We start from the raw sequence: 12,600 nt of genomic DNA on the forward strand, positions 1-12,600 counted from the left end.
AGGACGGCCCGGTCCGACCGGTGTGCCGAACAGGGTCCGCGGCAGCCGCCCAGCCGCCCAGCCGCCCAGCCGCCCAGCCGAGCAAAGACAAGGAGAGAGCCGACCGTATGCGCTTTGTGAGCAACCTGCCCTACGCGACAACGGAAGAGGAGCACATCGCCGTCCCCATGTCCGATGGCATCTGCCTGTCGGCCCGGATCTGGCGTCCCGTCTCCTCGGACGCGGAACCCGTGCCGGCCGTGCTGGAGTACATCCCCTACCGCAAGCGCGACCTGTCCTCGGTACGCGACTCCATCCACCACCCCTACATCGCCGGTCACGGCTACGCCTGTGTCCGCGTCGATCTGCGGGGCACGGGGGAGTCGGAGGGTGTGCTGGCGGACGAGTACCTGGAGCAGGAACAGCGCGACGCGGAGGAGACCTTGGCCTGGCTGGCCGAGCAGCCCTGGTGCGACGGCAACACCGGCATGATGGGTATCTCCTGGGGCGCGTTCGCCGCCCTTCAGGTCGCCGCACGGCAACCGCCGAGCCTACGAGCTGTCGTCATCGCCTCCTTCACCGACGACCGGTACGCCGACGACATGCACTACATGGGCGGAGCCCTGCTGTCGGACAACCTGGCCGAAGCCGGCACCATGTTCGCCTACGCCACGTGCCCGCCGGACCCCTCCGTGGTAGGCGCGCGATGGCGCGAGATGTGGCACGAACGCCTGGAGAACACCCGCCCGTGGGCGCTGGACTGGCTGCGTCACCAGCGCCGCGACGCATACTGGCAACACGCCTCGGTCTGCGAGAACTACCGGGACGTGCGCTGCCCCGTCCTCGCCTCGAGCGGCTGGGCAGACGGCTACTCCAACGCGGTGACCCGTCTGCTGGAGAACCTGGACGTACCACGCAAGGGACTGATCGGCCCGTGGTCGCACAAGTATCCCCACCTCGGCGAACCGGGCCCCGCCATCGGTTATCTGCAAGAGGTCGTCGCCTGGTGGGATCACTGGCTCAAGGGCGTCGACAACGGGATCATGGACGGGCCGATGCTGCAGATGTGGATGCAGGACAGCGTGCCGCCCTCCACCCGCTACGAGGACCGGCCCGGCCGCTGGGTGGGCGAACCGCACTGGCCCTCACCGCATGTCGAGCCGACCGCCCACCCCCTCAGCAGGCACCGCATCGGCACCCCTGGTGAGACGACGTCGAGCAAGGATGTCCTGACCGTTCAGTCGCCCCTGTCCGTCGGCCAGTTCGCCGGCAAGTGGGCCTCGTACAACGCGCCACCCGACCTGCCCTACGACCAGCGGGAGGAGGACGGCGGCTCATTGGTCTTCCAGACGGACCGACTCACCGAGCCCGTGGAGATCCTCGGCTCTCCCAGCGTCGAACTGGACCTCTCGGTCAGCGAACCGGTGGCCATGGTCGCCGCCCGGCTGTCCGACGTGGCCCCCGACGGTAGCGCCACCCGCGTCACTTACGGCCTGCTCAATCTCACCCACCGCAATGAGACGGGAACCCCGGAGCCGCTGGAACCCGGCACTCGCTACCGGGCGACCGTCCACCTCAACGGCGTGGCCCAGGCCTTCCCACCCGGACACCGCATCCGGCTGTCGCTGTCCACCTCCTACTGGCCGCTCGCCTGGCCCCCGCCCCGGCCAGTGCTGTTGAGCGTTTACGAGGGCACGAGCAGCCTGATACTGCCGCTGCGCCCAGCGGGTGAGCGCGACCACCTTCCCCAGCGTCCGTTCGGCGAGCCCGAGGGCACAGCACCCCTCGCCACCACCCAGCTGACCCCTCCGGAACAACGCTGGGAGGTCAAACGAGACCTGGTCGGCTACAACTCCGAACTGGAGATCGTCAAGGATCGCGGCATGGTGCGCTACGACGACATCGACCTCGACGTCGGCCTGCGGGCCTACGAGAAGTACAGCGCCGTCGCCGACGACTTCACCTCGGTCAGCGGAGAGGCGACCTGGACCATGCGATTTTGTCGGGACGACTGGGACGTGCGGGTGGAGACCCGAACCACGCTGAGGTCCAGCGAGACCGAGTTCTTCGTCGACGCCACTCTGGACGGCTTCGAAAACGACCGCCGGGTCTTCTCCCGTACCTGGAACGAGACACTGCCTCGCGACCACATGTAGGGGCAGCGGGGTGGTACCAGCCGGCGCTCGACCGTGCGGTGGGACCCGCTGCTCCGGGAGGCCGGCGAGCCGACCAGGCGGCCTCGACTCGTAGCGCCATGCCACCGAGGGACGAGCCGGGCGCAAATCACCCGTCCTACCCCCTGTGCGGTGGTTCTCATGGTGAAGAGGTGAAGGGCGGTGTAGCGTCAGTGCCAGCTGTCATGGTTCCGAAGTACCGGTCGCCCGTGAGCGCGAGTTCACGGGCGCTTTGCTGTTCAAAGCCTCTGAGGACCAGGGCGATCACCTCCGGGTCCCGCGCGGTGCGGGAACCGATTTCCAGTCCCCTTGGAGGGCAAAATGGCCAGCGGAACAGTCAAGTGGTTCAACTCGGAAAAGGGCTTCGGCTTCATCGAGCAGGACGGCGGAGGCCCGGATGTCTTCGCCCACTACTCGAACATCGCCAGCTCGGGCTTCCGTGAGCTCCAGGAAGGCCAGAAGGTGAACTTCGACGTCGTCCAGGGCCAGAAGGGCCCGCAGGCGGAGAACATCACCCCCGCCTGAGCCACCTCGGTGTGACGCCCGCCCCGGCCTGCCGGGGCGGGCGTTCGCGTCTCCCCGCCCACGTGGGGTGATCGGGCGAGTGACCGGCCAGGGGCCAGGACCTTTCATGCACGGGCAAGAGATCGGCGCTCTGCCTGTGGAGCCGTCTCAGAGTGCTCCTCATGGTGGGGGTGGAGTCCAGAGCACGAAGAGATGTGGGCTACATCGCGGAACGGCGGATGAGACAAGGCCGCGCGGGATGCGTATCGCCTCACGACGAAACAGTGAAGCCCGGCCCGTGCGGCCGGCTCCCGCAAGGGTGCCGTCCTCGCGATCACAACTCAGGATGCCGGTACCCAACCGCTCACGAAAGACGCGCTGGTCTGTCTCCGACAGGTCATCCAGCCGTCGGTTGAGGAGGACAGCCGGTGGGACTCAACGACACCGAGCCGCAGGGAGCGCCCGGTTCAACTCAAGATCTCGCGCAGGAGATACAAGACTCCTTTCAAGCCGTGCTGGACGCCTTGGACGCCGCACGCGCCGACCTCTACGCGTCCGACGGGCATGAGGGGTGGGCGGCCGAGGGCGCGCCACCCTCCTGGTCACAACGCATCGAACCGGCCGGGAGATCCGGCTTCACCCATCCGGCCTCATCCCTGTCCGCGACCCCGTCTCCTCCGCCCCTACCCCTACGGACACAAGCGGCTGGGCAGGCTGGGGGAGACGGGGGCGTGGATGTGGGTCGAAGTCGGAATGGTGTACCGCCCGCTGCCGTGAAGCCGCCGCGGAACAGTGGCGTACGCAGGGCCGGTACTCCGCAGCATGTCGCGGTGGAGCCGCTGTGGTTGCGCGGCGCGCGTCTGGATCACGTTCCTCCCCCGTCGCCGGGAAAGCCGCGGACGGCCAGTGGCGCAGGTCCGGCGCATGCCGCGCCGCCGTTGGTCTTCCCGCCCCGGGTCGCCCCGCAGGAGGGTACGTACCGCAGGACCGGCCCGCCCCCGGAGACCATCCTGCCGGTGACCCCCCAGCGCCCGGTCCCGCCCTCGGACCAACTCCTCGACCCGTGCCCCGAGGCGCCGACACCGCTCGCCCGCGCAGGCGGGAGACACAGCAGTCGCGCATGGCGGCGTTTCACCTCCCGGCGGTCCACTCGTGCCGCCGGAGCCTTCGGGGCGGGCGCCGTGAGCGGACTGATCCTCGCCTCTTGGCTGCTGGTCACCGACGACCCCCCACTGGCGGTTCCCTCTCCGCCCTCCGCGCAACCGGACCGGCCGCTGCCAGACACCCCCGCTCCCTCTCCCCCCGACATCCCTGCTACCTCGCTCCCCGAGATTCCGGGTACGGGTGTGCTGCGCGAGGGCGACAGGGGCCATGGGGTGTACGAGTTGCAGGTACGTCTGCTCCAGGTACCGAATGTCTACGACGGCGGCGCGATCGATGGCCGCTACGGCACGGAGGTCCGGGCGGCGGTGGCAAGGTTCCAGGAGTGGTACGGCATCCGCGGCGACGAAACCGGTGTCTACGGCGACCGCACTCGCCACGCTCTCATGCTGCGAACCAAGTAGTCGACAAGCCACGGGACGAAGACGTCTGGGGATGACCCGCCCCGCCGCCCTCGGCGTTCCCTTTCCGGGGCGCCCGGGACCGGTGCTCCCTTAGAGTCGGCGGTATGACGCAGGCACCGGCCCAGCACCGCGGCACGCGGTCCCGTGACGCGATTCTCGACACCGCCGGCGACTTGATGTCGCGGCACGGCTACGCGGCCACGTCCATCTCGATGATCTCCGCCGCGTGCGGTCTGCCGGTGAGTTCCCTCTACTGGCACTTCGGCAGCAAGGACGGGATCTACGTCGCGGTGCTGCAGCGCGCCAGGACCGCTCTGCTGGCGGCCCTGCCCGCCGTCGAGGTGCCGGGCGCCGACGTCGCGCAGCGTCTGGACACCTTCCTCGACGAGGTCAGGGACGCGTTTCAGCGTCATCCGCACGGGCTGAAGCTGCTGCTAGGGCTGGGCATGGTGCAGCAGGATGCCAGTGCGGCGGCGGTGGCGGAGGTGCACCACTACCGCGACGCGCTGTTGGCCTGGGCCACGAGTTCGGTGAGCTGCGTCTTCGGCCTGCGTGACCGCCCGGAGGTCTCGGACGAACTGGCGCGCTTCACGCTCAGGGTGGCGAGCGGAGCTGCCGTTGCGCGCTGGTTCGAACCGACCGCCGCCTTGGAGACCGGGCCGCTGCGTGTCGCGTTGCTGGCGCTGGCGGCGCACCACGGTGTTCCGCCGCGCGGCACGCGGCCCGAGGGTCCTTCGGGGGGCCTCAGGGGCAGGGGATGACCACGCGGTACTTGCCTCCTGGAGACTGTTCGGGCGGTTCTTGGGCGCGTTCGATCCTCACCTGGTCCGTCTGGTGGTCGGTGAGCAGGGTGGCCAGCCCCGTCCGCACCGCGTTCCACAGTCGGCCCTGATCGGCTCCGGCGGCCGGCCGGATACGCACCCGCAGGGTGGTGGGAGTGGTCTGCACGATCTGGAACAGGTCGATGTCCGCAACGCTCTCCAGGAGGGTCTCGAAGGCCATGGGCACGATACGGACCGTCCCGCCGTCGCGTCGTGGGAAGAACAGCAGGTCGGCGGCGCGACCACGGACTTTGACCGCGGGCAGCGGGTCTCCGCACGGGCACGGGTCCGGACGCGACAGGAGGCTGTCGCCGAGGTCGTAGCGCAGGATCGGCTGCGCCCATCGGCCCAGGCTGGTCAGCAGCACGGTGAAGGACTCCTGACCGGGCGGGACCGGCCGGTGGTCGGCGTCGACTGGCTCCAGGATCAGCCAGTCGCTGTGGGTGTGCAGCCATCCGAGCGGGCAGCTGTATCCCAGGGCGAGGCTCTCGTTGCAGGCGTAGGTGTCGACGACATGTGCGCCGAAGGCGGAGCGGACGCGCTGGTGCTCACGGTCGCCGAGGCCTTCGGCGACCAGTGACACGACGGCCGGGGCGATGTGCAGGCGGCCGGCCAGTTGCTCGCCGGCAAGCAGTGCGATGACGGTGGCGTAGCCGCCCAGGAGCACCGGGCGGTAGCGGTTGAGCTCGTCCACCAGTTCGGGCAGCGGGCTGTGCACCGACAGGACCCGGCTGCCCCGGGCGTGCAGGTGGCCGGCTGCACGCGAGCGGGCGATGACGGCGTATGCGGCCAGATGGCCGCTGGTGGCGACGACCTGAGCCGACCGCATCCGGTGCACGAGCATCCGCGCCGTCCGGGAAGGGGTGAGGGTGCGGCGGGCGGCCCGCAGTGACAGTGCCCTGACCACCGCCGCGGCCCGGTCGTCGAGCAGGAAGACACCGCGGTGACCGGTGGTTCCGGAGGTGGTGGAGACCAGGTACCTGCCGAGGAAGCGTTCGCCGACCCGTTCGGGGTCGGCGATGAAGTCCCGTACGCGGTCGAGGGTCGCCTCCGGATCGGTGACCCAGTCGTCGAAGCGGGCCATCAAGGTCTCCTTGCGGGTCACCGGCAGCAGGGCCGGGTCCTCCACGCGTTCCGGCAGCGTCCGGTACAGCTCGCGGTAGTACGGGGAGCGGGCGCGGGCGAAGTCGACCATTGCGGCCAGGCGCTGCCGCTGCCGGTGCGCCAGGGCGGCCGGGCCCTGCCGTACAGCCCGGCGCCCGTCTTGGACCAGGGCGAACGTCGATGTCATCGCACGGCTCCTCGGGAGGCGGGGGAGGGCTGCCAGAACGGACAGTGGTGGTCGGTGGCGAATCCGGTGGTGGGGGCGACGCGGTCCGGTGCCAGCACCTGGATGCGGTCCCCGTCGGGGGTGTAGCGCGGCCAGGCCGGGGTGCCGGGCCTGTTGGGGTTTCCGGTGGCGGCGAACCGGGTCCAGTAGTCGGTCATCGTGGCGGACAGCCGCCGCTGGGCGGGCGTCAGCGGCGGCTTGGAGTCCATGGGGAAGAGATAGGCGAGTTCGGAGGCGTGGAACGCGCCTTGCGGGGTGTGCGGCGCCGGGATGAACGGCGGTGCCTGGGGGTCGTGGAACTCGTAGGCGTAGACGGGTGCCCGGCCGCTGTAGAGGCGGCTGTCGGCCCGTGCCGGGCAGGCGAACCGCTGGTCCGTGCCCACGGCGGAATAGGCCAGGTTGGGGGAGGGATGGGCCGAGGCCGGATAGGTGTCGAGGACCGCGGTGGCCCGGTCGCCGTGCTGGAGCCTGATCAGGGCGGCGTACGAGGCGGGGGTCAGCGGGCCGCCGCCGAGGACATCCACGTACAGGGCGGTGAAGTAGCGGTATTCGTCGTGGGTGCTGCCGCTCAGCGTCGGGACCGCGTTCACCCGCCCCTCGGCCCACGCCGTGTGGGGAGGGCGCGGAAGCACGCGCGGCCCGGTGTTCGGTGACCACAAGGAAGCGGCACCCGTCCCGGTGGTGCGGATGAGCTCGGTGGTGGGTAGGGCGCGCAGACAGGCTGCCGCGGTGGGCGGGTCGGCGCAGCCGACCGAGGCGGCGAATCCGCTCCCATTCCGCTCGGCCGCGCTGAGGGTGAGCGGTGCCAGGCCACCGTCCGAGGCGCAGCTTCCGCTCTGCTGGATGGCCCGGTGGAACAGGCCCTTCGCCGTCGGCGAGGCGATGTGGAGACAGGTGTCCGCGGACCCGGCGGACTGGCCGGCGAGTGTGACGCGGTTGCTGTCGCCGCCGAATGCGCCGATGTTGTGCCGTATCCAGCGCAGGGCGGCCTGCTGGTCCATCAGGCCGTAGTCGCCGGAGGCGTGGTCCGCGCTCTCGGCCGACAGGGCGGAGTGGGCGAGGAACCCCAGTGCTCCGAGGCGGTAGTTGACGGTCACCACCACCATGCCGCGTGCGGCCAGCGCCGCGCCGTTGTAGTCGCTGCCCGCCCCGTAGGCATTGCCGCCGCCGTGCAGCCACACCAGCACCGGGAGGGACCGGCCGCCGGTGCGGGCGGGCGTCCACACATTGAGGTACAGGCAGTCCTCCGTGGTGCTGCCGGTCCGGTTGGATTCCCCGGGCAGCACGGGGCCGCCGTCCGGCAGGAGTGTCAGGGGGAGTTGCGGGCAGGGGTGGGCCGGTGCGGTGGTGTTCCGTATGCCGGACCACCGCGCGGGGGGCTGGGGCGGACGCCAGCGCCGCTCGCCGGTCGGCGGTGCGGCGAAGGGAAGGCCCTGAAAGACCCGGCCGCCGTCGCGGCCCGCCGCGCCGCGCACCCAGCCCTGGGAGGTGCGCACGATCAGGGGGTCGTGGCCGGTGTCGGCCCAAGCCGGTGGCGGCGGTGCGGTGAGTGCCAGCAGCAGGACCGCGGCGGCAGTAAGGGTGCGGACCAGGGCGCGGCGCAGGCTGGTGGATCTCATCGATTCACTCCTGGTGCTGGTGCCGATGCAGGTGGCGGTGGTCATGACGTGTGCTCATAGGCGCCGATGTCGCAGGCGGTGCCCTGGGGGCGGGCGACACCGCGCTGATCGGTGGCCGGGCAGTCGTCGGCGGCATCGAGGGCGGGGCTGCCCGGCAGCAGCGCGGCGGTGTCCGTGGGGCCGCCGTTGTCGGCGAGCGGTCCCAGCAGCGGGGTACGGCTGGGCAGATCGCCCGCGGCGGTGAGTCGGCAACTGCCGTCGCCGTCGATGTTGTGACCTTGCGACGCGATGGTGGCGAAGGCCTTCTTGCAGTCGGCTGACGTGCCGTTGACGGTGTTGTTCGCGACGAGGGAGTTGCGCAGGGTCAGACGGCCCAGGGGCAGATCGAGGAGGTCGGGGATCGGCCTGGGCAGGCTGTCGAGGTAGGCGGGGGCGATGTTGATTCCGCCACCGCCGTCGCTGGAACGGTTGCCGGTAATGGTGGAGTTGACAATCTCCACCGGTCCCAGGCCGCGGATGTCGATGCCGCCGCCGTAGCCGCCGAGGCTGCCGGGACGGTCACCGGGGTCCGTCACCCGGTTGTCGGCGATCGTCGAGTTGGTCACGGTGCCGCTGTCGTCGAACCTGATGCCGCCGGCCTCTCCGGCGACGTTCCCGCTGACGGTGCTGTCGATCAGATCCAGGTGGGAGTCGGGGACGTTGAAGATGCCGCCGCCGTAACCGGCGGAGTTCCCGGTCACAGCGACTCGTCGCAGCGTCATGTGCTGTGCGTTGGCGATGGCGCCGCCACCGGTGTCGGTGAAGGGCAGTTCGCGCTGCTTGGCCGATCCTCCGGTGATGGTCAGATCGGACAGCCGGGTGTCCGCCCGCATGCGGAAGGCACGGTCCAGTCGGTTGGCGTCGATGACGGCGCTCCGCGCGCCGGAGCCCTGGATCGTGGTGGGCGCGTTGACGTTCAGGTCGCCCGTGGTCGGGTCGGGATGGTCGCCGATGATCAGCCGGGGGTCGGGCGGGATCGTCAGCCGGTAGTGGCCGGGCGGCAGCGTGATGGTACTGCCCGGCCGGGAGTTGGCGGCCATCACCGCGGCACGCAGGCTGCATGCGCCCGCCGCGGTGCGGCACCGGCCGTCCGACGGGTCGGCGTCCACCGCGTCGGACGTGGTGTCCACGGTGAATGCCGCCGGCCCGGCGGCCGGGGGCGCGGCGGTGCTGGAAGCGGGAGCGGCGAGGTTCGCCGCCATGGCGAGGACGACGGCGGCCAGTGCCGCCGGGGCGCTTGGGTTCCTCATCCGGTGCACTCCTTCTCGGCAAGGAATCTGGACGTGCGAGGACTCTGGCTCGTGCAGCGTTCTTCTTGCTGGTGCGGGGAATTGCGGCTCGTGCGAGGAAAGCGGCCGGCGCGAGGGCCGGCGGGGTGCGCTGGAGCGGCGAGGCGGACGGACCACAGGGAAGGGCCCAGACGCGAACCGTCCGCTCTGTAGCGAGCGTTCCATTCAGGAGGGATCGTGTCTACACGTGCGCCGGACACAAAACCGGACGGGTACGAGACCGTCGGGGCGCCTCATTGCGTCGGATCTCCTCACGACGGCGCTGCCGTTCTACCGGCGCGGTACAGCTGGCGACACGCCGGCCTGTTCGCGGGCCGATCCGCCCGCGAGCGGCTGTCACTGCTGCGTGGCCAGGTCAGCAGCGCGTTCCGATGAGCCTGCCGACGGTGAAGGCGGAGCGAGTGGAGGACCGTTCGGGCGAACGCCGGGTGTGGCTGAGAGAGGAGCGGGGGTGTGGCTCGTACGTTCGGCCGGTATGACGTACCTATCCAGAGACCGCGCATCCGGCCCCACCCGGCGCACCGCTCTCGCCGGGCTTGTCGGCGGGGCCGGGGCCGTCCTGGCCACGGGGTGCACGCCCTCGGGCGCGTTGCCCGCGTCGGCGCCCACGCCCAGCGGCACGGCGTCGGCCTCCGCTCCGGCAGGCGGTGCCGCGCCCGGAGTGATGACCCTGTTCCAGGACCCGGCGTTCAACTTCAGCGGGCTCCTCGCACTCGGAGCGTCCGGCTACAGGGCCGGTGAGGTGGGCGAGGTGCTCACCGCCGCGAACGCGATCAACAAGGCCGGAATCTCCCCGCAGACGTACACCCAGACCTTCAAGGAGCTCGGCGACCAGCTGCTGAAGGCGCCCGAGGGCGGTGAACCCGGGCGGGAGACCACGCGGTTTCGTGCGCTGCGAGCCGCGCAGTACTACGCCCAGGCGCTGTTCTTCGTCCTCGGCTCCGAAGAACCCGGCAGTGAGGAACAGCTGTACCGGGCCGGGCGCGGCGCCTGGGACACGTTCTGCCGGCTGTGCGACCCGGCGCCGGTCAGGGACAGCGTTCCGTACGGGAAGACCCCGCTGCCCGTGTGGTTCTTCCGGCAGGACGACTCGGGAGGCCGGCGCCCCACGGTGATCCTCACGAACGGCAGCGACGGGCAGAACGTCGACATGTGGACGTATGGCGTCTCGGCCGCTCTGGAGCGCGGCTGGAACGCACTCGTGTACGACGGGCCCGGCCAGGGGCAGCTGCTCTTCGTGGACCGGGTGGTCTTCACCCCACGCTGGGAGAGTGTGGTCACGCCGCTCGTCGACTGGCTGGTCGCCCGTTCCGACGTGGACACCGACAAGATCGCCCTGACCGGGCTGAGCATGGGGGGTGACCTGGCCCCCCGGGCCGCCGCCTTCGAGAAGCGGATCGCCGCACTGGTGGCGATGCCCGGCACGCTGACGCCGTGGCTGGGCTTTCCCCGGCAGATCCGGGAGATCCTCACCCCGGACAAGGAGGAGACCAACAACATCTGGAACAAGGAGGTCGTCCCGGAACTGCCTCCGCCCGCGGCCGCAACGCTGAGGAAGCGCATGGAACCCTTCTCCGTGCAGGCGATGCTCGACGCCCGCGAGGGCAAGATGTTCACCGACTTCTACACCCCTGCCCAGCGCATCAGGGCACTGGACATCAGCGGCGTGGTGGGCCGCATCACGGCGCCCACGCTGGTCCTGGACTACGAGTTCGAGCAGTTCTACCCGGGCCAGCCGCGCCAGATGTTCGACAAGCTGACCGCTCCCAAGGAGTACGTGAAGCTCACCGCGGCCACCGGCGCGCAGCTGCACTGCTCCCCGATGGCGCCGCAGGAGCACTGCGAGGTCGTTTTCGACTGGCTGCAGGAGACGCTGTCAGTGCGCTGACTTCCTGCGCGTGCGCTTCCGCCGGCGCGCCGAGAAGCCTTCTGGGCGCACCTGCGCCCTTGGCGTCCGGCACCCGGCCCGACACCGCGTGTCGCCGCAGGCACCCCCCAGCCCCCGGGTAGCGTCCGGGTCGTGAGCGCAGCGAAAGGTGGGCCGGGAGCCGAACGCGGCGGGCCGATCATGGGGCCGGAGCAGCTTCTGGCGTTCGGGGACGCGGTCTTCGCCATCGCGATCACGCTGCTCGTCCTCGACATCGGTGTGCCGGACGGGCTGGCTGCTTCGGATCTTGACGACGCGCTGCGTGACGCGCTGCCCGATGTGGGCGCGTATGTCCTCAGCTTTGCCGTCATCGGGGTGCTGTGGCTGGCGCAGCACGCCTTGTTCACCTCGATTGCTCGGCTTGATGGGTGGTTGTTGTATCTCTATCTGGCGTTTTTGGCTGTGATTGCGGGGTTGCCGTTTCCGACGCGTCTGATCAGTGAGTACGGGGACACGGCTTTGGGAACGGCGGTCTATGCGGGGGCGATTGCTGCTGCGTCATGCTTGTTGACGGCGATGTCGTTCCGGCTGGTGGGTCGGCCGGGGCTGGTGAGGCCGGGTGTTTCGCGTGGGAGTCTGGCCCGGTCTGTGCAGCAGGGTCTGGTGATGGTGGTCGTGTTCGTCGGCTCGATGCCTTTGACCCTTGTCTCACCGGTGCTGGCGCAGCTGTCGTGGCTGGTCGCTGTCCCGTTGCGTGTCTGGCTGTCGCGGCGATCCGGTATCGGTGCGCCTTCTGCCTAGTTCTGGTGGCAGATCCGGGGGCAGCCGTGGGGCGGTGAGTGGTGGCGACGTCGGCCAGGCTGTTCTGGCGAGCGCCGGAATAGGCGGGCGCGAGGCCGAGGGCATCGCTGTTGCGGCCCCCTCGGGAGTGGCCTGCGCCAGTGAAGTTGAGCAGCAGCCGTGATCAGGGGGTGCGCTGTTGCTGACGAGATGTGACGGAGCTGACTGCTGCATGCCCTTGCTGCTGGGTCTTGTCCGCTCCAGGCGGTCGATTGGATTGCTGTCCTCAGATGTGCAGTTCGGGTGGGAAACCGGTCCAGCGAAGCTCGGTGGGAAGGTGCCTCATGTCGTTGTGGAAGAGGACGGAAGCCGGGCGGCCGGGCGCGTAGCGGATGACGGTCAGCGCGGCGTTGGCGTGATTGAGGCCCATCCAGCGCCATTTCGGCGCATCGAGGGCGTCTCGGACGAGCCAGCCGATGAGGAAGTTGTGGGTGACGATCAGCTCGTGGCGAGGTTCGTCACCGTCGACCGGATCGGTGAACTGTGCGAGGGCTTTCTGAGCCAGCTCCGGACCGTTTCGGCATTCCTCGGCCGGGAACTGGGCCAGGTGGCCTAGTGTCCTGCGCCAGTAGT

10 protein-coding genes are annotated in these 12,600 nt (G+C 70.1%); 6 read left to right on the forward strand and 4 right to left on the reverse strand.

From position 1 onward, the window contains the following. The first annotated feature begins 107 nt into the window (after positions 1–107). The 4 genes from J7E88_RS10365 to J7E88_RS10380 all read left to right on the forward strand — a co-directional run bounded on the left by J7E88_RS10365 (position 108) and on the right by J7E88_RS10380 (position 4,983). Positions 108–2,135, forward strand: coding sequence for a CocE/NonD family hydrolase (locus J7E88_RS10365; protein WP_215179453.1), 2,028 nt, complete (start codon positions 108–110; stop codon positions 2,133–2,135). 339 nt (positions 2,136–2,474) lie between these two features. Then, the gene (locus tag J7E88_RS10370) at positions 2,475–2,678 is read left to right on the forward strand and encodes a cold-shock protein (RefSeq protein ID WP_100105551.1); all 204 of its coding nucleotides are present in this window, start codon (positions 2,475–2,477) and stop codon (positions 2,676–2,678) included. A 1,160-nt stretch (positions 2,679–3,838) separates the two neighbouring features. Next, the gene (locus tag J7E88_RS10375) at positions 3,839–4,222 is read left to right on the forward strand and encodes a peptidoglycan-binding domain-containing protein (RefSeq protein ID WP_308307452.1); all 384 of its coding nucleotides are present in this window, start codon (positions 3,839–3,841) and stop codon (positions 4,220–4,222) included. A 104-nt stretch (positions 4,223–4,326) separates the two neighbouring features. Then, complete coding sequence (locus J7E88_RS10380) at positions 4,327–4,983, forward strand: TetR/AcrR family transcriptional regulator (RefSeq protein WP_215179455.1); 657 nt, start codon at positions 4,327–4,329, stop codon at positions 4,981–4,983. Here the strand turns inward: J7E88_RS10380 and J7E88_RS10385 are convergent. From J7E88_RS10385 to J7E88_RS10395, 3 genes are read right to left on the reverse strand one after another with little or no spacing between them, the layout of a single operon-like run. Next, the gene (locus J7E88_RS10385) at positions 4,967–6,334 is read right to left on the reverse strand and encodes a phenylacetate--CoA ligase family protein (RefSeq protein ID WP_215179457.1); all 1,368 of its coding nucleotides are present in this window, start codon (positions 6,332–6,334) and stop codon (positions 4,967–4,969) included. The genes J7E88_RS10380 and J7E88_RS10385 overlap by 17 nt on opposite strands. Continuing rightward, positions 6,331–7,992: a carboxylesterase/lipase family protein gene (locus tag J7E88_RS10390; protein ID WP_215179459.1), complete on the reverse strand. Its 1,662-nt coding sequence runs from the start codon at positions 7,990–7,992 to the stop codon at positions 6,331–6,333. The genes J7E88_RS10385 and J7E88_RS10390 overlap by 4 nt, the downstream gene beginning before the upstream one ends. 41 nt (positions 7,993–8,033) lie before the next feature. Further along, on the reverse strand, positions 8,034–9,281 hold the full coding sequence (locus J7E88_RS10395) for a choice-of-anchor Q domain-containing protein (RefSeq protein WP_215179461.1): 1,248 nt from the start codon (positions 9,279–9,281) through the stop codon (positions 8,034–8,036). Between the two features lie 514 nt (positions 9,282–9,795). Here J7E88_RS10395 and J7E88_RS10400 point away from each other — a divergent pair. Both J7E88_RS10400 and J7E88_RS10405 read left to right on the forward strand, forming a co-directional pair. Then, the gene (locus J7E88_RS10400; protein WP_215179463.1) at positions 9,796–11,208 is read left to right on the forward strand and encodes a S9 family peptidase; all 1,413 of its coding nucleotides are present in this window, start codon (positions 9,796–9,798) and stop codon (positions 11,206–11,208) included. Positions 11,209–11,340: 132 nt separating this feature from the next. After that, positions 11,341–11,988 carry a TMEM175 family protein gene (locus J7E88_RS10405; protein WP_308307453.1) on the forward strand — a complete coding sequence of 216 codons (648 nt, stop codon included), beginning with the start codon at positions 11,341–11,343 and terminating at the stop codon, positions 11,986–11,988. A 265-nt stretch (positions 11,989–12,253) separates the two neighbouring features. Here the strand turns inward: J7E88_RS10405 and J7E88_RS10410 are convergent. Beyond that, the coding region (locus J7E88_RS10410; RefSeq protein ID WP_215179464.1) for a histidine phosphatase family protein at positions 12,254–12,600 on the reverse strand (347 nt) is incomplete at its 5' end.

It is taken from the genome of Streptomyces sp. ISL-10 (genome assembly GCF_018614575.1).
Classification (GTDB): domain Bacteria; phylum Actinomycetota; class Actinomycetes; order Streptomycetales; family Streptomycetaceae; genus Streptomyces.

What these genes read in the sequence shown, in the direction of transcription:
- J7E88_RS10365 (WP_215179453.1), top strand. Translation starts at nt 108, where the DNA reads ATGCGCTTTGTGAGCAACCTGCCCTACGCGACAACGGAAGAGGAGCAC.
- J7E88_RS10370 (WP_100105551.1), top strand. Translation starts at nt 2,475, where the DNA reads ATGGCCAGCGGAACAGTCAAGTGGTTCAACTCGGAAAAGGGCTTCGGC.
- J7E88_RS10380 (WP_215179455.1), top strand. Translation starts at nt 4,327, where the DNA reads ATGACGCAGGCACCGGCCCAGCACCGCGGCACGCGGTCCCGTGACGCG.
- J7E88_RS10385 (WP_215179457.1), bottom strand. Translation starts at nt 6,334, where the DNA reads ATGACATCGACGTTCGCCCTGGTCCAAGACGGGCGCCGGGCTGTACGG.
- J7E88_RS10390 (WP_215179459.1), bottom strand. Translation starts at nt 7,992, where the DNA reads ATGAGATCCACCAGCCTGCGCCGCGCCCTGGTCCGCACCCTTACTGCC.
- J7E88_RS10395 (WP_215179461.1), bottom strand. Translation starts at nt 9,281, where the DNA reads ATGAGGAACCCAAGCGCCCCGGCGGCACTGGCCGCCGTCGTCCTCGCC.
- J7E88_RS10400 (WP_215179463.1), top strand. Translation starts at nt 9,796, where the DNA reads ATGACGTACCTATCCAGAGACCGCGCATCCGGCCCCACCCGGCGCACC.